Genomic DNA, 21,571 nt, shown 5'->3' with positions numbered 1-21,571 from the left:
GCCCTGAGCTGAGAGCGATAATGCGCCCAGCGACTTCTCGGAGGAACGTCTGAATGCTCGGTTTGATGCAAGATTGGCCCCTGCTCTGCCACCGGATCATCGAACACGCCGCCAAGATCCACGGCAATCAGGAGGTTGTCACGCGATCGGTCGAGGGACCGATCCATCGCACCACTTACGCCGAAATCCACCAGCGCGCGCTCAAGGTTTCGCAGATGCTGGAGCGCGACGGCATCAAGCTCGGTGACCGCATCGCCACGATCGCCTGGAACACCTGGCGCCATCTCGAAGTCTGGTACGGCATCATGGGCATCGGCGCCATCTGCCATACCGTCAATCCCCGGCTTTTCCCGGAGCAGATCGCCTGGATCATCAACCATGCGCAGGACCGCATCGTGATGGTCGATCTCACCTTCGTCCCCGTGCTGGAGAAGCTCGCCGACAAGCTGCCGAGCGTCGAACGGTACGTCATCCTCACCGACAAGGCGCATATGCCCGAGACCACGTTGAAGAACGTCGTGGCCTACGAGGACTGGATCGCCGAGGCCGACGGCAAATTCAAATGGAAGGACTTTGACGAGAACACGGCGGCCGCAATGTGCTACACGTCGGGCACGACCGGCGATCCGAAGGGTGTGCTGTATTCGCATCGTTCCAACGTGCTGCACGCGCTGATGGCCAACAATGTCGACGCGCTCGGCACCAGCGCCTCGGAGACAATGCTGCCGGTGGTTCCGCTGTTCCATGCCAACAGCTGGGGCATCGCCTTCTCCGCACCCTCGCAGGGCACCAAGCTGGTGATGCCCGGCCCCAAGCTCGACGGTGCTTCAGTCTACGAGTTGCTCTCCACCGAAAACGTGACGCACACTGCAGGCGTGCCGACGGTGTGGCTGATGCTGCTCCAGCACATGACCGCCAACAATCTGAAGCTGCCACACCTGAAGATGGTGATCTGCGGCGGCTCGGCGATGCCGCGCTCCATGATCAAGGCCTTCCTCGACATGGGCTCGAATGTCCGCCACGCCTGGGGCATGACCGAGATGAGCCCGATCGGCAGCGTCTCGGCGCTGAAGCCTCCGTTCCAGGACGCGACCGGCGATGCGCGGCTCGACGTTCTCCAGATGCAGGGTTACGCGCCCTTCGCGGTCGAAATGAAGATCACCGACGACGCCGGCAAGGAACTGCCCTGGGACGGCAAGACCTTTGGCCGTCTCAAGGTCTCCGGTCCCGCAGTGGCCAAGGCCTATTTCCGTCTCGACGCCAACATCCTCGATGAGGACGGCTTCTTCGACACCGGTGACGTCGCGACCATCGACGAGGGCGGTTATATGCGGATCACCGATCGCTCCAAGGACGTGATCAAGTCCGGCGGCGAGTGGATCTCCTCGATCGACCTCGAAAACCTCGCAGTCGGCCATCCGGCCGTGGCGGAGGCCGCCGTGATCGGCGTGTTCCACCCCAAATGGGATGAACGGCCGCTGCTGATCGTGCAGCTCAAGCAGGGCCAGCAGGCCACGCGCGAAGACATCCTGAAGTACATGGACGGCAAGATCGCCAAGTGGTGGATGCCGGACGATGTCGCCTTCGTCGACGGCATCCCGCATACCGCGACCGGCAAGATCCTGAAGACTGCACTGCGCGATCAGTTCAAGGAATATCGCTTCCCGAACGCGGCGGCCTAACGCCCACCGAACGGCCAAGATCGAATGCGGCCCCTGCCGGCGCAGGGGCCTTTTTTTGTTTGCGGTTACGCGACCAAAGACGAATTGGAGCCGCCCCGGCGGCTCCCTAACGTCGCGCCGCACTTCAAGCCAATAAGAGGAACGCTCAAGATGAAATTGACTTCGCTGCGAATGCTGCCGTGGCTGCTGGCCGCGTCGATGGCAACCATCACCGCCGCACAGGCAGCTGATAACAAGGTCGTGATCGGCGATATCGACGATATGTCGGGTCTCTACGCCGACGTGATCGGCCCCGGCGGCGTCGAGGCGGCCAAGATGGCGATCGAAGATTTTGGCGGCAGCGTCCTCGGCAACAAGATCGAGTTCATGGTTTCGGACCATCAGAACAAGCCTGATCTCGGCGCGCAGAAATTCCGCGAATGGGCTGACCGCGATGGCGTCACCATGATCCTCGGCGGCTCGAACACCGGCGTCAGCCTGGCGATGAGCAATGTTGCCAAGGAGAAGAAAATCCCCTTCATCGCGATCGGCGCCGCCGGTGCATCACTGACCGGCAAGGACTGCACGCCCTACACCGTGCACTACGTCTACGACACCACGTCGCTCGGCAACGGTACCGCCAAGACCATGGTGAAGCAGGGTGGCAAGACCTGGTTCTTCCTGACGGCAGACTATGCCTTCGGCACGCAGTTGCAGGAATCCGCCTCCAAGGTCGTCGAAGCCAATGGCGGCAAGGTGGTCGGCGCGGTGCGCGTACCGCTCTCGACCTCCGACTTCTCCAGCTATCTGCTTCAGGCCCAAAACTCGGGTGCGCAGGTGCTGGGCCTCGCCAATGCCGGCAACGATTTCACCAACTCGATCAAGTCCGCCGACGAGTTCGGCATCGGCAAGACGATGAAGCCGGCCGCGTTGCTCGCCTTCATCAGCGACATCCACAGTCTCGGGCTCAAGACCGCACAGGGGCTCTATCTGACGACCGGATGGTACTGGGATCTCAACGACAAGACGCGCGCCTTCTCGAAGCGCTACTATGAGAAGACCAAGCGCGAGCCCACCATGAACCAGGCCGGCTACTATTCGGCCACGATGACCTACCTCAACGCGGTCAAGGCTGCCGGAACCACCAATTCCGACAAGGTGATGGCCGAGCTCAAGAAGATGAAGATCGACGACATGTTCACCAGCAACGGCAAGATCCGCGCCGACGGGCTGATGGAGCACGAGATGTACATCATGCAGGTGAAGAAGCCCGACGAATCCAAGCAGCCTTGGGACTACTACAAGCTGGTGCAGACCATGTCCGGCGAAGAGGCATTCGGCAAGCTGTCGGACTCGGCCTGCCCGCTGGTCACGCACTAACGCCTCTCAAAGATCACGAGCGACGTGAGAGGCGCACCTGTGGCGCGCCTCTCCAATGCGGCCCCTCGAGGGCCGCATTTGTTTTCGGGCCGCTCATAATTGCGCGCAGCGAAAGCCGACCTCCGGGCGGCTGAAGAACAGACGCTGCTCCTTGACCACGAGCACGAGCTGGTTGCGGTCACGCAAGGCGTGGCACAGATCGCCGGCAATGGTCTTGAAAACGCGTGTTTCCGCATAGGGCGTCACGTTGAGATCCTCGATCGCCCAGCGCTGGAGATTGAGCACGTTGGTATTCTCCGAGGTGTGGACCAAATACGGGCGGATGTTGCCCGGCGTCGAAGCCGCGCCGAGGTCGCTGAGATAGATCTGCGCTTCGGTGAGATTGCCGGAATAGAGCGCCGACGACAGATAGGAATCCCAGAGATTGAAGAAGCTCAGGGCTGGCAGGACCACGAACAGCGCCACGGTCGCGCCATGGCGAAGGTCCCGCACGTTCCAGACGATGTCGCGCCAGGTGAAGTCGTCGGGGCTTGAAAACAGCAGCACGTCGAACACCGCCATGGCCGCGGTCCATGGCCAGACGATGTCGTTCCAGTTCAATCCCAGGGGACCGAACATGGCCAGAATGAAGACGTGCATGCCGACTGCAACGGCGAGCGAAACGCGACGGAAACGCCGGGTCAGAAGACCGACGCCGAACGCCACCTGAACGAAGGGGACTAAAAAGCCGAGGGCATCAAGCGGCGTGGCCATCGTCGGAACCAGGCTGGTCACCGGCGTGATGATCCAGGAAAACTCGTTCTCCATGAAGTTGAGGTTGATCTTCTGGAGTCCAGAGAAGACGTAGGTGAAGACGATGACCAGACGGGCCAGGTTCAGCGTCTGGAGATCATCGACCGGCGCCACGCTGCTGCCGTCGGCGACGCCGACGACCGCCAGCAGGAAGCTGTACTGAAACACCCACGGCTGCCACCGCGTCTGGTCGGCAAGACAGAACACGACAATGACGACGAGGAAGCCCGCGATCGGCCAGCGAGCGCGAGGGGCGATCACGGCAAGCCCCGCCAGCACGAACAGCACGCCATAGAGTGTCACCGCCACGACACCCTCGATCGGCGGCAGCAGCGACCAGACCGGCACCTGTGGATAGGACCGTGGCCCCATCCATAGCCCCGGGGACATCGCCAACCCGATGCAAAATGCGACGAGGATCGTCAGCCGCAGCAGAAACAGGCGCCGCGGCAGAGCCAAGCCGCAAACCTCCGCGTTGCCTTGCTTCGATAGCCCCAGCCTCCCCATGGCCCCTCCCGCGAACCACCCTATAAATCTATGTGGCTCGTCGCGGGGCGTTGGTTCGATCGCCATGGCCCGTCTTTCACCGGTCCAGAACAGGGGATAAATCGCTTCACAGCCCTGCGGGAAATGCGCTAGGTCAGCTTGCTCCCGTCGCCCGTGGCCTCGCCCGGCGACTCACATCGGTGATGGAACAGCATGGCCCGCAGGTTTTCCGCTCCCTATCAGTCGGAGCCCGTGTCCGGCCTCGCGACCTGGGCGCGCAATCTGGCCGTGTTCGCGGTGGTGGCGGTGGTGGTGTCGGTCATCATCGTCCGTTTCGACTTCCTGGAGATGAAGCCGGCGCTGGCCACCTTCTTCGGCGGGCTTGCGATCGCTGGACTGTCCATCCTGTTCGGCCTCGCCGGCTTTGCCGCGATCTGGCAGAACGGCTCGCGCGGCATGGCGCGCATCCTGCTCGCGTTCCTGATCGACGGAGCTATTCTCGCGTATCCAGCCTATCAGGCCCTGCTGTATCGCAAGCTGCCTCATATCTACGACATCACCACCGATCCGATCGACCCGCCGCGCTTCGACGCGCTGTCGCGCCTGCGCACCGGGGACGGCACCAACACCGCCGTTTATGCCGGTCTCTACTCGGCCGAGCAGCAGCGCCAGTTCTATCCTGATATCGAGCCGATCGAACTCGAGATTCCCGTCGACCGCGCCTATGCGATCGCGCGCCAGCTCGTCATCAAGCGCAAATGGACTGTCATCGACGAACGCGAGCCGCAGCCGCCGCGCCGCATGGGCCGCATCGAGGCGGTGGCGCGCACGCCGATCATGGGCTTTCGCGAGGACATCTCGATCAGGGTCGTGCCAGACGGTGACGATTCCCGCGTCGATATCCGCTCGGCCTCGCGCTATTTCGACAGCGACCTCGGCAGCAACGCCGCGCGCGTGACGAAATTCATCGACGATCTCAACACCGCGGCCGATGCCGATGCGCTGAAGCCGGTGAAGAAGACCCCGGTGACGCCACCGAAGGCGCCCGCGAAGACGGTGAAGAAATAGCTCTCCCGGTCATTCCGGGACGGTCCGTAGGACCGAACCCGGAATCCATCGAGCCGCAGAATGAGCGGATGAATGGATTCCGGGCTCGCCGCTCCGCGGCGCCCCGGAATGACCGCTAGGCCATCCGGTAGGTCCCGCCGATCACGGGATCGCCGTTCGTCGCGACAACGCCGCGCGCGACGAGGTCTTCCAGATGCGCCAACACGGAATAGCCGGCGGCCGTCATCAGCCGGGGATCGATGCCGATATAGATCGCGCGGACCATGGTCGGGATGTCAGTCTCGCCCTTGGCGAGACGGTGCAGGATCGAGGCTTCGCGCGCCTTGCGGTGCCGGATCAGGAAACGCACAAAGCGCTGGCCTTCCGGGATCTCCGGGCCGTGGCCGGAGAAATAGAGATCCTCCTCGCGCGCAGCGAGCCGGTCGAGCGATTCCATGTAATCGATCATCGAGCCGTCGGGCGGCGCCACGATCGAGGTCGACCATCCCATCACGTGGTCGCCGACGAAATTGAACTTCCGCTCGGGCCAGGCGAAGGCAAGGTGATTGGCGGTGTGGCCGGGCGTCGCCACGGCTTCCAGCCGCCAGCCGGCGCCTTCGACGATGTCACCATGGGCGATCCTGATATCGGGCAAGAAGTCGCGATCGGCGCCAGATTCCGGATTGTGCTTCTCGCTCTCGAAGCGCGGACGCGAGGCGCGGTGCGGACCCTCGGCATAAACAGGCGCGCCGGTCGCCTGCTTGATCCGGGGCGTGTTGGGCGAGTGATCGCGATGCGTGTGGGTGACGAAGATATGGCTCACGGTCTCGCCGCGCACGGCGTCGAGCAGCGCGGCCGCATGAGCCTCATCGTCCGGACCAGGATCGATGATCGCGACGTTGCCGGTGCCGACGATGTAGCTAACGGTGCCGGTGAAGGTGAACGGGCTCGGATTGTTGCAGAGCACCCGGCGCACGCCGGGGCGGACTTCCTCGACGACGCCTGCTTTGAGCGGAAAGTTGCGGTTGAACGGGACGTCGTCGTTGTCGGACATGGCTGCTCATACCTTGCTGGCTTCGTCGTGCCCGGCCTTGTGCCGGGCATCCACGTTCTTCGCGTGGTCTAAGACGTGGATGGCCGGCACAAGGCCGGCCATGACGCAATTTGAAGGTTCAGTCGCATCCCACGCTCGGGCGGCTTGCTCAGAAAAACGCCTGAATGCCCGTGATCGCGCGGCCCAGGATCAGGGCGTGCACATCGTGGGTGCCCTCGTAGGTGTTGACCGTCTCGAGGTTATGGACGTGTCGCATCACGTGGTACTCGGCCGAGATGCCGTTGCCACCATGCATGTCGCGGGCGACGCGGGCGATGTCGAGCGCCTTGCCGCAATTGTTGCGCTTCATGATCGAGATCATCTCGGGGGCGAACTTGCCCTCGTCCATCAGGCGGCCGACGCGCAACGAACCCTGCAGACCGAGCGCGATCTCGGTTTCCATATCGGCGAGCTTCTTCTGCACCAGCTGGGTCGCGGCGAGCGGCTTGCCGAACTGCTTGCGGTCGAGCGTGTACTGGCGGGCGCGATGCATGCAGTCCTCGGCGGCGCCGAGCGCGCCCCAGGAGATGCCGTAGCGGGCGCGGTTGAGGCAGCCGAACGGGCCCTTGAGGCCGGAGACGTTAGGCAGCAGCGCGCTTTCGGGGACCACGACGCCGTCCATCACGACCTCACCGGTGATGGAGGCGCGAAGCGAGAGCTTGCTGCCGATCTTCGGTGCGGAGAGACCCTTCATGCCTTTCTCCAGCACGAAGCCGCGGATCTGGTTGTCGTGCTCGGCCGACTTGGCCCAGATCACGAACACATCGGCGATCGGCGCGTTCGAGATCCACATCTTGCTGCCGGTCAGGCGATAACCGTCGGAGACCTTCTCGGCGCGGGTCTTCATGCCGGCCGGGTCGGAGCCGGCGTCGGGCTCGGTCAGGCCGAAGCAGCCGACCCACTCGCCGCTGGCGAGCTTCGGCAGATACTTCTTGCGCTGGTTCTCGTCGCCGTAGGCGTAGATCGGATACATCACCAGCGAGGACTGCACCGAGTTCATCGAGCGATAGCCTGAATCCACCCGCTCGATCTCGCGCGCGACGAGGCCATAGGCGACGTAGCTGGCGTTGGCGCAGCCATATTCCTCAGGCAGCGTGATGCCGATCAGGCCGAGCTCGCCCATCTCGTTGAAGATCTCGCGGTCGGTCTTCTCTTCGAGATAGGCCTTGGTGACGCGCGGCAGCAGCTTGTCCTGGGCGTAGGCGCGGGCGGTGTCGCGCACCATGCGCTCGTCTTCGGTCAGCTGCTCGTCGAGCAGGAACGGATCGTCCCACTGGAAGGAAGCCGCAGCCGGCTTGTCCTTGGTCTGAGGGCGCACGCTCATGAAACGTCCTTTCGTCTGGTTCCGTCAAAATTTGCCCGACAAATTAAAGCGCCGCGGCAACAAGTGCAATTGCGTTGCAGATGATCGGGTCTGCGTGAATCCCGGGGATGCGCCTCGCGCACCCCGGAGCACGCGAGCGCGCCCCCGGAATGACAGCGCTAGCTTTCGAGCTGTTCGTTGGCGACGATCTCGATGCCGAAGCCCGACAGGCCCTTGTAGTCGTGCACCGACGAGGTGAGATGGCGGATCGAAGTGACGCCGAGATCGCGCAGGATCTGCGCTCCGACACCGACCTCGCGCCACTGGCGGTTGCGGTCGGCCTCGGTCTGCGTCTCTTCCGGCAGCGGCGACACCGGAACGCCGGCCGCGCCATCGCGCAAATAAACCAGCACACCGCGCCCGGACTTCTTGAACTGCTCGAGCACGGCCGCCATGCGCTTGTGGCCGGTAAAGGTGTCCTTGACGATGTTCGGCTTGTGGAAGCGCGTCAGCACGTTCTTGCCGTCGCCGACGCCGTTGTAGACGAACGCGACGTGGGCGATGGAATCGAACGGCGAGCGGTAGGCATAGCCCTGAAGCGGCCCGATCGGGCTTTCGGTCGTGAAGGTCGAGACGCGCTCGATCAGCTTTTCGCGCGCCTGGCGATAGGCGATCATGTCGGCGATGGTGACGTGCTTCAGCCTGTGCTGGGCGGCGAAGCGGGCGACCTGCTCGCCCTTCATCACGCTGCCGTCGTCGTTCATCAGCTCGCTGATGACGCCGACCGGCGGCAGGCCGGAGAGCTTGCAGAGATCGACCGCGGCCTCGGTGTGGCCGGAGCGCAGCAGCACGCCGCCATCCTTGGCGATCAGCGGGAAGATGTGGCCGGGCCGGGCGAAGTCGTTGGCGCCGGCATTGGGATTGGACAGCGCGCGGCAGCAGGAGGCGCGCTCTTCGGCCGAGATACCGGTGCCGCCATCGGGCTTGTAGTCGATCGAGACCGTGAAGGCGGTGGTGTGGGCGGAATCGTTGTGGGCGACCATCGGATCGAGCCGCAGCCGGCGCGCGTCCTCGGTGGTGATAGGCGCGCAGACAATGCCGGAGGTGTGGCGGATGATGAAGGCCATCTTTTCCGCCGTGCAGAATGAGGCGGCAACGATCAGATCGCCCTCACCCTCGCGATCATCGTCATCGGTCACGACGACGAGCTCGCCCCGGGCAAAGGCCTGCAAAACTTCCTGAACGGTATCGGGCATTTCCCAATCTCTATTGGTTATGGGCCGTAGGCTCACGGACGCCTTGGCCGGGATCGCCTTAGCCGGACTTGAACCCAAGCGCTAGTGTCCTGGATGCAACCGCATATGCCCGGAGGCTGCTTTCGAGGCAGGCTTTCAGGCTTGCACCGAAGATACCAGCGATATAGGCGCGCAAGGCCCGGGCGGAAGACGGCCGTACCGCCCTCAGGGCAACACTTCGCGCCGCTCGTCGAGCCGCTGGTCGAGCTCGGTGCGCTTGTCAGCCAGCAGGCCGGCCTGGGCGGCCTCGATCACCGTAAACAATTCATGGGCGTCGCTGAGCCGGGTCACGGTGACGTAGCTGGCGCCGGCCGCGTAGAGCTCGCCGACATCGGAGAGGAGATCGGCCGTGGCGACGATCAGGGCATTTGGGTTGAGGGTGCGGACGTGGCGGACCAGCTTCTCGTTGCTCGCGCCCTTCAACAGCGCATCCGGCACGCTGAGGATGATCATCTCGGATTTGCCGATCCCGGCATGGAGCAGCGTGTCGGCGCTGCTGATGTCGCCATAGACCACGTGCAGACCGCGCGAAAGCAGGGTCTGGTACACATTGGGGTTGAAGTCGATCACCGTGATCTGCTCCAGCAGCACCGGCGCCTGCCGTTCGATTTCTGCCAGCAGTGCGCTCGCCGCACGGAAAAAGCCGAGGATGACGATGCGGCGCGCCTCGCCATGGCCACCCCCGTGCCCCTCATCAGCATGGCCGTTGCCATGGTCGAGATCGCGCAGGCCAAGCCGCTTGAGCGGGCCGATGGCCCAGCGGGTGATCTCGTCGCTGCGGGTCATGACGAAGGTCGAGAGGACCGCCAGCACGACGAAGGCGAACGAAGCCGCATTCGCCGTCTCCGGCGCGATGTGATTGTCCGCGACGCCGGTCTGGATCACCACCAGCGAGAACTCGGAGATCTGCGCCAGATTGATCGCAGGCAGCAGACTCGCGCGCAGGCCCTGCTTCATCAGATAGAGCGGCGTGAAGGTGGTGACGAGGCGGCTCACCACCGTGAACGCGGCAATCATCAGGGCCAGCCCGATCACCGACACGCCCGGGACCGGAATGGTCATGCCCAGCGCGACGAAGAACAGCGTGATGAAGAAGTCGCGGAGAGTCGTAACCTTGGCCGTGACGTCGAGCGCGTAGGGAAACGTCGAGAGCGAGACGCCGGCGATCAGGGCGCCCATCTCGCGCGAAAGCGAAAGCTGCTCGGCGGTCTCGGCGACGAGGAAGCACCAGGCGAGAGCCCCGAGCAGGATCAACTCCGGACGGCGGGCGATCTGGTGGAACAGGCGCGGCAGCACGTAGCGGCTGATCAGCAGCGCGGCTGTGACGAGCACCGCGACGCGACCGATCGACAGCAGGATGACGCCGACTTGCAGGTTCGCAAGGCTTGGCTGCACCGCCAGGAACAGGATGGCGAAGATGTCCTGAAGTACCAGCACGCCGAGCGTGATGCGGCCAGGTAGAGTGTCGAGCTCGCGCTTCTCGTAGAGCACCTTGACGATGATGACGGTCGAGGACAGCGCGCAGGCGATGCAGAGATAGAGGGCGTCGAAATGGCCGCCGCCGAGCGACAAGCCCAGCCCTGCAAAGAACAGGATGCCGAGCAGGCAGCCGCCGATAAGCTGGCCGCCGGCTGCGAACAGGATCACCTTGCCCGCCCGCACGATCTTCTTCAGGTCGATCTCGAGCCCGATCATGAACAGCATGAAGATCAGGCCGAGTTCGGAGATGACGCTGATCGATTCCTGCGATTTGACCCAACCGGCGCCGAATGGACCTATGCAGAAGCCGGCGATAAGGTAGGCCAGGATCAGCGGTTGCCGGGAAAAATGGGCGAGCAGGCCCAGCATCCAGGCAAACAGAATACAGAGAGAAATGTCGCGAATGAGCTCGTGCATGCCAGATGGGTCCGTTTTGCCGCACCCTAGAGACCGACTGCAGCGCGGCAAGCGAGCAATTCGTCACAGGCTGACCGGTCTCGCCATTGCAATGCTGCTATGCCTCTTCGCCGCCGGGACTGCGGCCGCCCAGCCCAAGGTGAACCTCGAACAGACCTTCGCCGATTCGCTCACCGCGATGCCGAAGGAGGAACTCGCCGTTTCCGGCGGCTTCTACGTGCCGGCCTATTCCAGCGTCGCGATGAGCCAGGGCAGGCTGCGGGTCGATTTTTCGGTGACGCTGAGCGTCCACAATGCCTCCGAGACGCAGCCGCTGGTGGTCCGGCGCATCGCCTATTTCGACACCGCCGGCAAGCAGGTCGAGAGCTATCTGAAGGCGCCGGTCGCCGTGAAGCCGCTCGCCACCGTCTCGATCTTCATTCCGACCGACGACGTGCGCGGCGGGACCGGGGCCAACTTCATCGTCGATTGGGCGGCCACGGGCGAAATCGCCGAGCCGGTGGTCGAGGCCCTGATGGTTGGCGGCGTCGCCAATGCGCACTACGCTTTCATCAGCCAGGGTCGTCCGACCAGGACGGCCGGCAAGAAGTAAAGCAGGTCGAAGCGTCCGCAGATTGAAAAAGCCGAAAACAACCCCATGCACAGTAGCCCCATCCGCAGAATCAACGGCTTGTCGGACCGCCGCGACACGGATGCGGATTTTACGAATTTTATTTGACGCGTCGGGCAAAACACTGGCATGATGACATCATCAAAATCGCAGCGTCCGGTCGGCACCAGGCCGGCCGCTCAACAAGAACACTAACGAGGAACGCTCCCCATGACGTCCAGCTTCGATTTCGCGCCCCTGTTTCCCGCAGGGCTGCCGGCCCCTTCTGCGCGCTGGACGGGCCTTGCCAAATACAGCTTCGTCGGCGGCAACAACGATTCCGAGCAGCTGCCGCTCGACGAACTGATCGAGGCCGCCAATCACGCCCTGCAACGCGAGGGCCGGTCGCTCGCCACCTACGGGTTGGCACACGGCCCGCAGGGCTATTTGCCCCTGCGCGAATTCCTGGTGGCAAAACTGAAGCGCGATGCCGGCATCAGCTGCACGGTCGACGACCTCATGATCGTGTCCGGCTCGCTGCAGGCGCTCGATCTCGTCAACGCGACGCTGCTGACCCGCGGCGACACCGTGATCTTCGAGCAGGAAAGCTATCAGGGCTCGCTGACCCGCCTCGCGCGGCTCGGCGTCAATGTGGTCGGCGTCCCGCTCGACCAGGACGGCATGCGGATGGACGTGCTGGCCTCGACGCTGGCCGATCTGAAGAGCCGCGGCATCCGTCCAAAGTACATCTACACGATTCCGACCGTGCAGAATCCGACCGGCAGCATTATGCCGGAAAGCCGCCGCGCCGAATTGGTGCGGTTGTCGGCCGAATACGGCGTGCCTGTCTTCGAGGATGATTGCTATGCCGACCTCGTCTGGTCGGGACAACGGCCGCCGGCGATCTACGCCATGAGCCCGAACGGCGGCGTGATCCATATCGGCTCGTTCTCGAAATCGATCGCACCGGCACTGCGCGTCGGCTTCATCGTGGCGCCCTGGGATGTGATGTCGCGGATGCTGGCGCTGAAAACGGATGCGGGCTCCGGCGCGCTGGAGCAGATGGTGCTCGCCAATTATTGCCGGCCGCATTTCGCAAGCCACGTACCGGCGCTGACGAAAGCGCTGCGCACCAAGCTCGACACGCTGATGGAGGCCCTCAACGAGCAGTTCGGGACCGCGGCCGAGTTCGAGGAACCCAAGGGCGGCATCTTCCTGTGGGTGAAGCTGCCCGACCAGGTCGATACGCTCAAACTCTACCAGGCCGCGCTGGCCGCCGGCGTCTCGATCAATCCAGGACCGGAATGGTCGACCAACAAGGGTCATTCCAGCTCGCGCCTGCGGCTATGCTTTGCGAGCCCTTCGCATCAGCAGATCCGCGAGGGCGTCGCCGTGCTGGCCGAGGTCTGCCGCAAGGAGTTCGGCGTGCCCGCTCGCAGCGCCAACGTGGAGAAGAGAGCCTAAAGGCTTGAGCATGATCTCCGCGCAAACGCGTTCCGCGTTTGTCGCGAGGGAAAACCGCTTCATGCTTTGCGCTAACGCGGGCCTTCGGGTCCGGATCATGCTCGCTTAGGGCGCCCGGGGCCGGCTACCATGGATCGCGGAGGCCAGCCGCAGCAGCAGGACGATCGAGACGTTACCCTTGCCGGCCTCGATCTGCGCGATGTAACGCGCCGAAATCCCGGAGCGACGCGCCAGCTCCCGGCGGGACAGCTCGCAGCGGGCGCGTGAAGATTTCAAGCGCTCGCCGAGCTCGGCCAGAAATGCAGTCTCGGAATAAGGCGGCACGGCACAGCTTCCCGGCAGCACCTCGCCCGCGAAATCCATCAACTGGTTCAGCATCGCTCTCCCCACCTTCGCCTTCGGGAGCGCCATCCTAGCCCGGACAGCTACGGCCTCATTGACGCGGATCAAATTCGCGCGCGATGAAGCGCTGCCGTGGACGATCGCAACGGGAATGCTACACTTGGAATTCTTCAAGGCGGGACCTTTCAGGACATGATGCGTTGTTTGAGCCGCTGGACCACGGCGGCGGCGCTTTGGATTGCGTTCGCGTCCACGGGGCACGCCGAGACGCTCGCAGCGACGATCGAGCAATGGGGCTTGCTCGGCTCGTGGGCGGTCGACTGCACTGTCAGGCCCGACCGCGACAAGGGTGCACTCCTCACGTACGAAATCCGCAAGGACGGCCGGGTGATTTACCGGCGCAATTTCGGCGACGCCAAAGACGAGAATGAAGTGGTGTCCGCCACCGTCAACGCCGAAGGCCTGCTCAATGTGATGGTGTACTTTCCCTCGCTTCAGCAGACGCGCGAGTTCGGGTTGCTGCTTTCAAATGAAGGTAGCTTGCGCGCGATCTACAATCGCAGCGAGCGCGGCGAGTACACGATCAGGGACGGCAGATACGTCAAGACCGGCGCGCCGACACCTCTCCAGCAACGCTGCGATTAACCATTACGTCTGGGCATGATCTTGTCCGGAAAGCCGCTACACGCTTTTCCGGATCATGCTCTGATCCTGAACATCCATTCAGAAATCTCTTGCCGCCCCTCCGGAACGTTCGTGCGAATGCGCCGTTTAAATTTGCATTCGATTGGAGGAGGACATCATGAAGAAGCTTGGTTATGTCGTTGCCGCTCTCGGTGCGCTCGCGGTTGCGGCGCCGACGCTGGCAAGTGCTGAGACTGTGATCGTCAAGCATGGCCATCACGGCCCCTACGGCGCCCGCGCCGAATTCCGCGAGCATCGCGACCATGGCTGGCATCGTGGCTGGCACAATCACGACCGTGTCGTGGTGATCAAGCGCCATCATCGTCATTGGGACTAATGCGCAGCGCAAAACTGGAAATGGCCCCCTCGCGGGGCCATTTCTGTGCGCGTACTTTCTTCCTTCTCCCCTTGTGGAAGAGGGTAAAGAGCTGACTAGTCCCAGGCCGGCGCGAAGCCAGGATTGACGCATCGCTTGTCCTTGGGCAGCGCCGCGATCTTCTTGCGATCGGCATCGTCAAGCGTGACTTTCAGCGCATCCAGATTGGCCTGCTGGCTCTCGCGGCGTGACGCCTTCGGGATCGCGGCCACGCCGTCCTGATCGAGCAGCCATTTCAACGCCACTTGCGCAGCGCTTGCATTGTGCTTCGCGCCGATCTCGGCGAGCACCGGGTCCGACGCAAAGCGCCCCTGCGCGAGCGGGCAATAGGCGACGAGCGGGATCGACCTGGCGTTCAGATAGGCCAGCAGCTTCGACTGATCCAGCATCGCGTGATATTCGACCTGGTTGCAGGCGATCGGCGCCTTGACGTCCTCGACCGCGATCTTGAGCAGCGCCGTGGTGAAATTGGCAACGCCGATTGCGCGCGTATGCCCCTCCTCCTTGAGCTTCATCAAGGTCTCGAACACCGCACCCCAGTTCGCCGACTTCGACGGCCAGTGCACGAGATAGAGATCGACATGGTCGAGCCTGAGCTTCTTCAGGCTGGCGTCGAAGGCGCGGCGGATCGCGTCCGGCGCCAGGTTCTCGTGCCAGACCTTTGTCGTGACGTGCAGCTCGCCACGCGGCACCGAGGCCGCCGCGAGCGCTGCACCGATGGCCTCCTCGTTGGCATACATTTCGGCTGTGTCGATATGGCGATAGCCGATCGACAGCGCGCTCTCGACCGCATCGCGGCAGACGTCGCCCTGCATGCGAAAAGTGCCGAGGCCGAGCTTGGGCATGCTGATGCCCTGCGTTTTCAAATTGTCCATGGAACGGGCTCCTGAGGCATTTCAGCCCGCCGGATGCACGCGGCGACGCCGCATGAGCAGACTCTTCGGTGATGGAAAAGAGGTGGCGGGAGCGGTGACTATAGCGCGGCAGGCGCGGGGCGGCCAATCAAGATCGGGTTAGCGTTGGAGCATACGATGCCTCCCCGACGTCATGGCCGGGCTTGTCCCGGCCAACCACGCCTTGCTGCCCGGGACAGAGAACGTGGATGCCCGGGACAAGCCCGGGCATGACGACCTGGTTCAAATCTCAAATGCGATTGCTCTGCCGCTTGCGGGCGCGGTCAAGAAAGAACGACGCGTCTAATGCTTCCAGTTGCAGATGCCGCCGGAACGGCACGGCCAGGTCTGGATGCGCGTGTCCATCGCCTGCGCGTCCAGCGGATTGCCGTGACGATGCGCAAGCCTGGTGCGGGCTGCACCGCGTGGCTGGACTCTCTTCGCGTGAGCGACCTTCGGCTCGGACACATGCACGCGTTCGGCAGCAACCTTCTTCGGTACATCCATAGGCTCAGCTTGGGCCTGAGCCTCGTTGCCGTCCTTCGCCTCCATCGCAACCGGTGCGAACTGCGTCTCGGGCCCGAGCCGCTTCGGCGACAGGACCGCCTTGGAGAGATCGAGACCGAGATATTCGTCAGGCTTGTAGTCGTCAGCGTGCGCGATGCCGCCCACCGCAAGCAGGAGGGCAATCGCCACCGCAAAAGGAACGCTTTTCAGGACCACGGACGCCTCCTGAAATTGATTGGTTAAGGAGTAATTTACACCTATTTAGGAGGCGTCGCGCGCAATTCCAGCGGCCGATTGCAGCCGTGGTTAAGAAGTTTGGCGGTGTCAGGCGACTTTTCGCGTCGCACCCGTCCCATCCAGGAACCCAATCAGCCTGTTGCGGATGATTTGTTCCGCCTCGACCATGATCCGATCCACGAGTTCCTTGCAGGAGGGGATGTCGTGAATGAGGCCTGCGACCATGCCGCAGCTCCAGGCGCCTGCATCCATCTGCCCGTCCAGCATGATCCTGGGATAAACGCCGGCGACCTGGTCGTGAATGTCGTCGATGGTCAGCTTGGCGCCCTTCTCGCGCTCGATCTCGAGCAGACGGTCGACATTGGCGTTCTTCAATACACGCTCGGTGTTGCGCAGCGCGCGCATGATCAGGCGGGTGTCGAGCTCGGTCGCCGCGACGAGCGCGTTCTTCACGTTCTGATGGACCGGCGCTTCCCTGGTGGCGATGAAGCGCGTGCCCATGTTCATACCGGCCGCGCCGAGCGACAGCGCCGCAACGAGGCTGCGCCCGTCGGCCATGCCGCCGGAGGCCACGAACGGAATCTTCAACTCCTCCGCCGCGCGAGGCAGCAGGATCATGTTGGGAATGTCGTCCTCGCCGGGATGGCCGCCGCACTCGAAGCCGTCGACGCTGACGGCATCGCAGCCGATCCGCTCGGCCTTCAGCGAGTGCCGCACCGAGGTGCATTTGTGGATCACCTTGATGCCGGCCGCCTTCAGCGCCGGCATGTATTGCTCCGGACTGCGACCCGCGGTCTCCACCGCCTTGATGCCGCCCTCGACGATCGCCGCGATATATTCCGGATAGGGCGGCGCCGCGAAGGTCGGCAGGAAGGTGAGGTTCACACCGAACGGCTTGTCGGTCATGTCACGGCAGCGCGCGATCTCCTTCGCAAGCAGCTCCGGCGTCTTCTGCGTGAGACCGGTGATGATGCCGAGCCCACCGGCATTGGAGACAGCGGCGGCCAGCTCGGCAAAGCCGACGAAATGCATGCCGCCCTGGATGATGGGATGCTCGATGCCGAACAGTTCGGTGATCGCGGTCTTCACTAAAATACCTCCCGGAATGCTGTTTATGTTTGGTTCAGTCTAGCCGGACTTTTGCGCTTGCTGTCACCATTTCTCGCCGAACGGGCGGATTTCCATCTCGAAGGTCCAGGCACTCCTCGGCTGCTGATAGAGTTGCCAATAGGCATCCGCCACCGATGATGGCGGCATCAAGAGATCAGGGTTTTCGAGCGCTTCCTTGCCCCAGAGCTGCTCCCGGCGCTCCCGCACCCAGGCCGTGTCGACGCCGGAATCGATGATGAGATGGGCGACGTGGATGTTCTTCGGCCCGAGTTCGCGCGCCATTGCCTGTCCCACGGCGCGGAGGCCGAACTTGGCGCTGGCGAACGCCGCAAAGCCACTGCCGCCGCGCAAGGACGCGGTCGCGCCGGTGAAGAAGATGTTGCCGCCGCCGCGCGGCAGCATCAGCCGCGCCGCCTCGCGCCCGGCGAGGAAGCCGGAATAGCAGGCCATCTCCCAGACCTTGCGGAACACGCGCTCGGTGGTGTCGAGGATCGGGAAGTTGACGTTGGCGCCGACATTGAAGATGCAAACCTCCAGCGGCGCATGCTTGTCGGCATCGCTAAGGAAGGAGATCACCTCTTCCTCCTTGCGCGCGTCGAGCGAGCGCGCGTGGATCTCGCCGCCGGCGGCCTCGATGTCCTTCACGAGCGGCGCGAGCTTGTCGCCGTTGCGACGGCCCGCATAGATCGAAAAGCCTTCGGCGGCGAATTTCCTGGCAATCTCGGCGCCGATGTAATCACCAGCCCCGATCACGGCCACGGTCGCGTTTCGCTTGGGCAAGGTCGCCTCCTCCGGTGAGAGCATCCGATTGAGGTCGAGGCTATAGTTCTAAAATAGAACTGTCAAATATTGCAGTGACATGCTAAGTTTTCATGGAAATATCGCTGATCGTTCAAGTCAGTTCCTTTTTCAGACTTAAGCCGGAGATGGATCATGAGGTGGGATACGCTGGACGAGGAGCCCTGCTCGCTCTCCCGCACCGTCGCCGTGGTCGGCGATCGCTGGACGCTTCTCATCCTGCGCGAATGTTTTCTGCGGGTGCGCCGCTTCGAAGCGTTTCAATCCTCGCTCCAGATCACGCGACATCTGCTGTCGGAGCGGCTGAAGAAGCTGGTGCGCTTCGGCATCCTGCGCCGCGTCCCCTATTCCGAGTCGCCCAAGCGCTACGAATACATCCTCACCCAAAAGGGCCTCGACCTCTATCCTGTCATCATGGCGATGGTGCATTGGGGCGACACCCACATGGGCGACGAGCGCGGCCGGCCGCTGCTGCACGAGCACAAGACTTGCGGCAAGCAGTTCGACCCGGTGATGGTGTGTTCCGAATGCGGCGAGCCGTTGCATGCGAAACAGGTGCATGTGCATGCGGGACCGGGACGGACGGAAGCGGTGGGGTGAGCTCTGTCTCACCCTCGTCATTGCGAGGAGCGAAGCGACGAAGCAATCCGGAATCCCTCCGCGGGAACAGTCTGGATTGCTTCGCTGCGCTCGCAATGACGGAAGGAGTCAATGCCCCCGGGCGGGCGCGCCGAGATCGATGGGGCGCAACACGGCCGCCGTGGGAATCATCAGCACGGCGATGATCGCGAGTATCCAGAAAACGTCGATATAGGCGAGGAAATCGACCTGCTGCTGCAAAGTGTGGCCGACCCAGGCGACGGCCTGCGATGCCGCGTCGCTCGCATTCGAGCCCTGGGCCTGGAAGTAGCGCGTCACCGCATCGATGGTCTGCTGGTAGCCGAGGTCGGACGGCGCGGCGTGCTCGATCAGCCGGCTCTGATGGAATTGCTGACGTTGCGCCAGAATGGTCTGCGCCAGCGCCACGCCCATGGAGCCCCCGATATTGCGGGCGACATTGATCAGCGCCGAAGCCTGGTTGGTCTTGTCAGGCGGCACGCCGTCATACGACGCCGTCGTCACCGGCAGGAACAGGAAGGGCAGACCGAGTGCCAGGAAGATGCGCGACAACGCCGCATAGCCGTAGGTGATGTCGCCGTTGATCCCGGTCAGATGCCACATCGACAGCGCGACAATGGCGGCGCCCGTCATGATGAGGTATTTCGGCTGTACCGTGGCGACGAGGCGGCCGACCACGGGCATCAGCACCAGAGTTGCGACGCCGCCAGGCGACAGAGCGAGGCCGGCCAACAACGCCGTGTAGCTCAGCTCGGTCTGAAGGAGCTGCGGCAGAAGCTGCGTGGTCGAAATCAGCACTGCGCCGGTGCCGAGCATGACGAGAAAGCAGGCACCGAACTGACGCCGGCCAAGCAGGCGAAGATCAACGATGGGATCCTCGCGCGTCAGCTCCCACGGGATCAGCGCGAGCAGCGACACAGCCGACAGCACCGCGAAGATGATGATCATGTTGGAGCCGAACCAGTCGTTGCGCTGGCCTTCATCGAGGACGTATTCGAGTGAGCCGAGGCCGATCGCGACGAGCACGAACCCGACATAGTCGACGCGCAGACCCTTGCTCAGCAGCTTCTCCCGCTCCTCCTCCGCGCCCGACGGCTCCTTGACCAGCGTGCCGACCAGGAACAGCGAAAGCATTCCCATGGGCACGTTGATCAGGAACACCCAGTGCCAGCTGTAGGTATCAGTGATCCAGCCGCCAAGCGTCGGACCAATCACAGGCGCGACCACCACGGCGACGCCGTAGATGGCAAAGGCCTGTCCCCGCTTCTGCGGTGGAAAGGAGTCGGCAAGGATCGCCTGCTCGCTGGTGGCCATGCCGCCGCCGCCGAGGCCCTGAATGATCCGGAACAGCACCAGCGCCTCGAGATTCCAGGCGAGACCACATAACAGCGAAGCCACCGAGAACGTCGCCACGCACATCATGTAGAAGCGCTTGCGCCCGATCACCGTCGACAGCCAGCCGGAGATCGACAGCACGATGGCGTTGGCGACGAGGTAGCTGGTGATGACGTAGGTGCTTTCGTCGAGGCCGATCGCGAGCCCGCCCGCGATGTGGCGCAGCGCGACATTGGCGATGGTGGTGTCGAGCACCTCCATGAAGGTCGCGATCGAGACGACGAAAGCGATGAGATACGGATTATGCCCGCCGGCCGCCGAGCGCTCCGGCGACCAGCCTCCGGCGGATGCGCCGTCTTGCGTGGCGTCGGTCATCGCACCCTGGTCCAGGGCACGACCGACATGCCGGGACCGACAGGCAGATCAGCCGGCCAATTGTCGACCAGGATCTTCACCGGCACGCGCTGCACCACCTTGACGTAGTTGCCGGTGGCGTTCTCCGCCGGCAGCAGGCTGAAGGCGGTGCCGGAGCCCGGCTGCACGGAATCGACATGGCCGGTCAATTTGAGCCCGGGATAGGCGTCGATGCGAATCTCGACCGGCTGTCCCGGCCGCATGTCGGCAAGCTGGGTCTCCTTGTAGTTGGCGACGATCCAGACATCGTCGGGCACGAACATCATCAGGCTCTGCCCAGCCGTAACGTACGTGCCCTTGGCGCCGGAGAGCTTGACGACGCGGCCGGACTGCGCAGCGACGACGCTGGTGTATTGCAGGTTCAGCCTGGCCTGGTCGAGCTGTGCCTGCGACTGCTGAAGCTGCGCCTTGGCACCTTCGAGCTGGGCTTGCAGCGTCTTGATGCCGACTTGTGCAACGGCCACCGCGGTCCTGTTACGATCCGTGTTGGCTTGCTGGGCCTGGAGATCGGAGCGGGTCTGCTGTTGACGCTGCACGGTACCGGCGCCCTTCTCGACCAGATCTTCCGCGCGTTTGAATTCTTCCTGCGAGAACTGGAGCTGGGCCTGTGCCTGCTCGAGCTGGGCCTGGGCCTGCTTGATCTGCTCCTGCTGGGAATCGATCTGCGCCTCGACATTGGCGATGTTGGCCCTGGAGACCTCGACCTGCGCCGCAGCCTGATCAACGGCGATGCGATAGTCGCGCTCGTCGATCCTGGCGAGGAGATCGCCGGCCTTGACATGCTGGTTGTCCGTGACCGCAATGTCGGTCACGTAGCCGCCGACCTTCGAAGCCACCGAGAAGCTGCGCGCAGCGACGAAGGCATCGTCAGTGGACTCATAGTGGCGGACCTCGAGCCAATACAGCAGACCGCCGACCAGCGCTGCGATCAGCACAATGACGGCGACGGTCGCAAGCAGCCAGTGCTCCGCAAGCCGCTCGCGGAACGACGGGGTTTTGTCCGGCTTCCCGGACTGGTCCTTCGTCTGTTGCTTGGGATCGGACGAATTCTTTGGAGCTTCCGCCTTCTGCGGCTGCTCCGCGGATGGCCCACGCTCCCGGGTTTGAGCATCCACTGCGAACACCTCGATCGGGACTATGGCTGCGGCGAACGGCTCGACCCATGCACGCATGCCGGGAGCCTAACCGCAGGGCCATGGCATGGTTCCGGGTTGCGGGATCACCCCTGTCATTCGTGATTGCATTGCGCAA

The 21,571-nt window shown here is 63.4% G+C and carries 20 protein-coding genes; 8 read left to right on the top strand and 12 right to left on the bottom strand.

Going from position 1 to position 21,571, the window contains the following annotated elements; all coding sequences use genetic code 11:
* The first annotated feature begins 53 nt into the window (after positions 1-53).
* Positions 54-1,682 carry a fatty-acid--CoA ligase gene (locus JQ631_RS01530; RefSeq protein ID WP_212323367.1) on the top strand — a complete coding sequence of 543 codons (1,629 nt, stop codon included), beginning with the start codon at positions 54-56 and terminating at the stop codon, positions 1,680-1,682.
* A gap of 171 nt (positions 1,683-1,853) precedes the next feature.
* On the top strand, positions 1,854-3,041 hold the full coding sequence (locus JQ631_RS01525) for an ABC transporter substrate-binding protein (RefSeq protein WP_433995513.1): 1,188 nt from the start codon (positions 1,854-1,856) through the stop codon (positions 3,039-3,041).
* 93 nt (positions 3,042-3,134) lie between these two features.
* Here JQ631_RS01525 and JQ631_RS01520 read toward each other — a convergent pair whose 3' ends face one another.
* Entirely contained in the window at positions 3,135-4,292 is a 1,158-nt protein-coding gene (locus JQ631_RS01520; protein ID WP_212323365.1) for an HTTM domain-containing protein, read from the bottom strand.
* Between the two features lie 240 nt (positions 4,293-4,532).
* On the opposite strand from JQ631_RS01520, the gene JQ631_RS01515 reads away from it, so the two are divergent.
* Positions 4,533-5,387, top strand: coding sequence for a DUF1499 domain-containing protein (locus JQ631_RS01515; protein WP_212323362.1), 855 nt, complete (start codon positions 4,533-4,535; stop codon positions 5,385-5,387).
* Between the two features lie 115 nt (positions 5,388-5,502).
* Here the strand turns inward: JQ631_RS01515 and JQ631_RS01510 are convergent, their stop codons facing one another.
* From JQ631_RS01510 to JQ631_RS01495, 4 genes are all read right to left on the bottom strand, one after another.
* On the bottom strand, positions 5,503-6,420 hold the full coding sequence (locus JQ631_RS01510; protein WP_212323361.1) for an MBL fold metallo-hydrolase: 918 nt from the start codon (positions 6,418-6,420) through the stop codon (positions 5,503-5,505).
* A gap of 148 nt (positions 6,421-6,568) precedes the next feature.
* The gene (locus tag JQ631_RS01505; RefSeq protein WP_212323360.1) at positions 6,569-7,783 is read right to left on the bottom strand and encodes an acyl-CoA dehydrogenase; all 1,215 of its coding nucleotides are present in this window, start codon (positions 7,781-7,783) and stop codon (positions 6,569-6,571) included.
* A 158-nt stretch (positions 7,784-7,941) separates the two neighbouring features.
* Positions 7,942-9,018: a 3,4-dihydroxy-2-butanone-4-phosphate synthase gene (ribB, locus tag JQ631_RS01500; protein WP_212323358.1), complete on the bottom strand. Its 1,077-nt coding sequence runs from the start codon at positions 9,016-9,018 to the stop codon at positions 7,942-7,944.
* 204 nt (positions 9,019-9,222) lie between these two features.
* Positions 9,223-10,953 carry a cation:proton antiporter gene (locus JQ631_RS01495; RefSeq protein WP_212323356.1) on the bottom strand — a complete coding sequence of 577 codons (1,731 nt, stop codon included), beginning with the start codon at positions 10,951-10,953 and terminating at the stop codon, positions 9,223-9,225.
* A gap of 91 nt (positions 10,954-11,044) precedes the next feature.
* On the opposite strand from JQ631_RS01495, the gene JQ631_RS01490 reads away from it, so the two are divergent.
* Entirely contained in the window at positions 11,045-11,545 is a 501-nt protein-coding gene (locus JQ631_RS01490; protein WP_212323351.1) for a DUF3124 domain-containing protein, read from the top strand.
* A 228-nt stretch (positions 11,546-11,773) separates the two neighbouring features.
* Complete coding sequence (locus tag JQ631_RS01485; protein WP_212323350.1) at positions 11,774-13,006, top strand: aminotransferase-like domain-containing protein; 1,233 nt, start codon at positions 11,774-11,776, stop codon at positions 13,004-13,006.
* A gap of 105 nt (positions 13,007-13,111) precedes the next feature.
* Here JQ631_RS01485 and JQ631_RS01480 read toward each other — a convergent pair whose 3' ends face one another.
* Positions 13,112-13,384 carry a helix-turn-helix domain-containing protein gene (locus tag JQ631_RS01480; RefSeq protein ID WP_212323349.1) on the bottom strand — a complete coding sequence of 91 codons (273 nt, stop codon included), beginning with the start codon at positions 13,382-13,384 and terminating at the stop codon, positions 13,112-13,114.
* A 156-nt stretch (positions 13,385-13,540) separates the two neighbouring features.
* On the opposite strand from JQ631_RS01480, the gene JQ631_RS01475 reads away from it, so the two are divergent.
* Both JQ631_RS01475 and JQ631_RS01470 read left to right on the top strand, forming a co-directional pair.
* Positions 13,541-13,993 (top strand): hypothetical protein, encoded by a 453-nt coding sequence (locus JQ631_RS01475; protein ID WP_249160385.1) that lies wholly within the window; start codon positions 13,541-13,543, stop codon positions 13,991-13,993.
* A gap of 157 nt (positions 13,994-14,150) precedes the next feature.
* Positions 14,151-14,369: a hypothetical protein gene (locus tag JQ631_RS01470; RefSeq protein WP_212323347.1), complete on the top strand. Its 219-nt coding sequence runs from the start codon at positions 14,151-14,153 to the stop codon at positions 14,367-14,369.
* A 95-nt stretch (positions 14,370-14,464) separates the two neighbouring features.
* Here the strand turns inward: JQ631_RS01470 and JQ631_RS01465 are convergent, their stop codons facing one another.
* From JQ631_RS01465 to JQ631_RS01450, 4 genes are all read right to left on the bottom strand, one after another.
* A complete protein-coding gene (locus JQ631_RS01465; RefSeq protein ID WP_212323345.1) occupies positions 14,465-15,283 on the bottom strand; it encodes an aldo/keto reductase in 819 nt (272 codons plus the stop codon).
* Between the two features lie 321 nt (positions 15,284-15,604).
* A complete protein-coding gene (locus JQ631_RS01460) occupies positions 15,605-16,024 on the bottom strand; it encodes a hypothetical protein (RefSeq protein WP_212323343.1) in 420 nt (139 codons plus the stop codon).
* Between the two features lie 108 nt (positions 16,025-16,132).
* On the bottom strand, positions 16,133-17,134 hold the full coding sequence (locus tag JQ631_RS01455) for an NAD(P)H-dependent flavin oxidoreductase (RefSeq protein ID WP_212323336.1): 1,002 nt from the start codon (positions 17,132-17,134) through the stop codon (positions 16,133-16,135).
* A 63-nt stretch (positions 17,135-17,197) separates the two neighbouring features.
* Positions 17,198-17,935, bottom strand: a complete 738-nt coding sequence (locus JQ631_RS01450) for an SDR family oxidoreductase (protein WP_212323334.1) — start codon at positions 17,933-17,935, stop codon at positions 17,198-17,200.
* A 153-nt stretch (positions 17,936-18,088) separates the two neighbouring features.
* On the opposite strand from JQ631_RS01450, the gene JQ631_RS01445 reads away from it, so the two are divergent.
* On the top strand, positions 18,089-18,553 hold the full coding sequence (locus JQ631_RS01445) for a winged helix-turn-helix transcriptional regulator (protein WP_212323332.1): 465 nt from the start codon (positions 18,089-18,091) through the stop codon (positions 18,551-18,553).
* A gap of 108 nt (positions 18,554-18,661) precedes the next feature.
* Here the strand turns inward: JQ631_RS01445 and JQ631_RS01440 are convergent, their stop codons facing one another.
* Positions 18,662-20,281 carry a DHA2 family efflux MFS transporter permease subunit gene (locus JQ631_RS01440; protein WP_212323322.1) on the bottom strand — a complete coding sequence of 540 codons (1,620 nt, stop codon included), beginning with the start codon at positions 20,279-20,281 and terminating at the stop codon, positions 18,662-18,664.
* Positions 20,278-21,435 (bottom strand): HlyD family secretion protein, encoded by a 1,158-nt coding sequence (locus JQ631_RS01435; protein ID WP_212328446.1) that lies wholly within the window; start codon positions 21,433-21,435, stop codon positions 20,278-20,280. Before JQ631_RS01435 ends, JQ631_RS01440 begins: the two co-directional genes overlap by 4 nt.
* Positions 21,436-21,571 lie beyond the last annotated feature (136 nt).

Origin of the sequence: Bradyrhizobium manausense (genome assembly GCF_018131105.1) — a bacterium.
In the GTDB taxonomy this organism is placed as follows: Bacteria; Pseudomonadota; Alphaproteobacteria; order Rhizobiales; family Xanthobacteraceae; genus Bradyrhizobium; species Bradyrhizobium manausense_B.
This window is presented reverse-complemented; position numbering and strand designations above follow the sequence as displayed.

Bases quoted from the DNA above. Each gene is read 5' to 3' on its own strand.
- JQ631_RS01530 (WP_212323367.1), top strand. From the start codon at position 54: ATGCTCGGTTTGATGCAAGATTGGCCCCTGCTCTGCCACCGGATCATC.
- JQ631_RS01525 (WP_433995513.1), top strand. From the start codon at position 1,854: ATGCTGCCGTGGCTGCTGGCCGCGTCGATGGCAACCATCACCGCCGCA.
- JQ631_RS01515 (WP_212323362.1), top strand. From the start codon at position 4,533: ATGGCCCGCAGGTTTTCCGCTCCCTATCAGTCGGAGCCCGTGTCCGGC.
- JQ631_RS01510 (WP_212323361.1), bottom strand. From the start codon at position 6,420: ATGTCCGACAACGACGACGTCCCGTTCAACCGCAACTTTCCGCTCAAA.
- JQ631_RS01505 (WP_212323360.1), bottom strand. From the start codon at position 7,783: ATGAGCGTGCGCCCTCAGACCAAGGACAAGCCGGCTGCGGCTTCCTTC.
- ribB (WP_212323358.1), bottom strand. From the start codon at position 9,018: ATGCCCGATACCGTTCAGGAAGTTTTGCAGGCCTTTGCCCGGGGCGAG.
- JQ631_RS01495 (WP_212323356.1), bottom strand. From the start codon at position 10,953: ATGCACGAGCTCATTCGCGACATTTCTCTCTGTATTCTGTTTGCCTGG.
- JQ631_RS01490 (WP_212323351.1), top strand. From the start codon at position 11,045: ATGCTGCTATGCCTCTTCGCCGCCGGGACTGCGGCCGCCCAGCCCAAG.
- JQ631_RS01485 (WP_212323350.1), top strand. From the start codon at position 11,774: ATGACGTCCAGCTTCGATTTCGCGCCCCTGTTTCCCGCAGGGCTGCCG.
- JQ631_RS01480 (WP_212323349.1), bottom strand. From the start codon at position 13,384: ATGCTGAACCAGTTGATGGATTTCGCGGGCGAGGTGCTGCCGGGAAGC.
- JQ631_RS01475 (WP_249160385.1), top strand. From the start codon at position 13,541: ATGATGCGTTGTTTGAGCCGCTGGACCACGGCGGCGGCGCTTTGGATT.
- JQ631_RS01470 (WP_212323347.1), top strand. From the start codon at position 14,151: ATGAAGAAGCTTGGTTATGTCGTTGCCGCTCTCGGTGCGCTCGCGGTT.
- JQ631_RS01465 (WP_212323345.1), bottom strand. From the start codon at position 15,283: ATGGACAATTTGAAAACGCAGGGCATCAGCATGCCCAAGCTCGGCCTC.
- JQ631_RS01445 (WP_212323332.1), top strand. From the start codon at position 18,089: ATGAGGTGGGATACGCTGGACGAGGAGCCCTGCTCGCTCTCCCGCACC.
- JQ631_RS01440 (WP_212323322.1), bottom strand. From the start codon at position 20,281: ATGACCGACGCCACGCAAGACGGCGCATCCGCCGGAGGCTGGTCGCCG.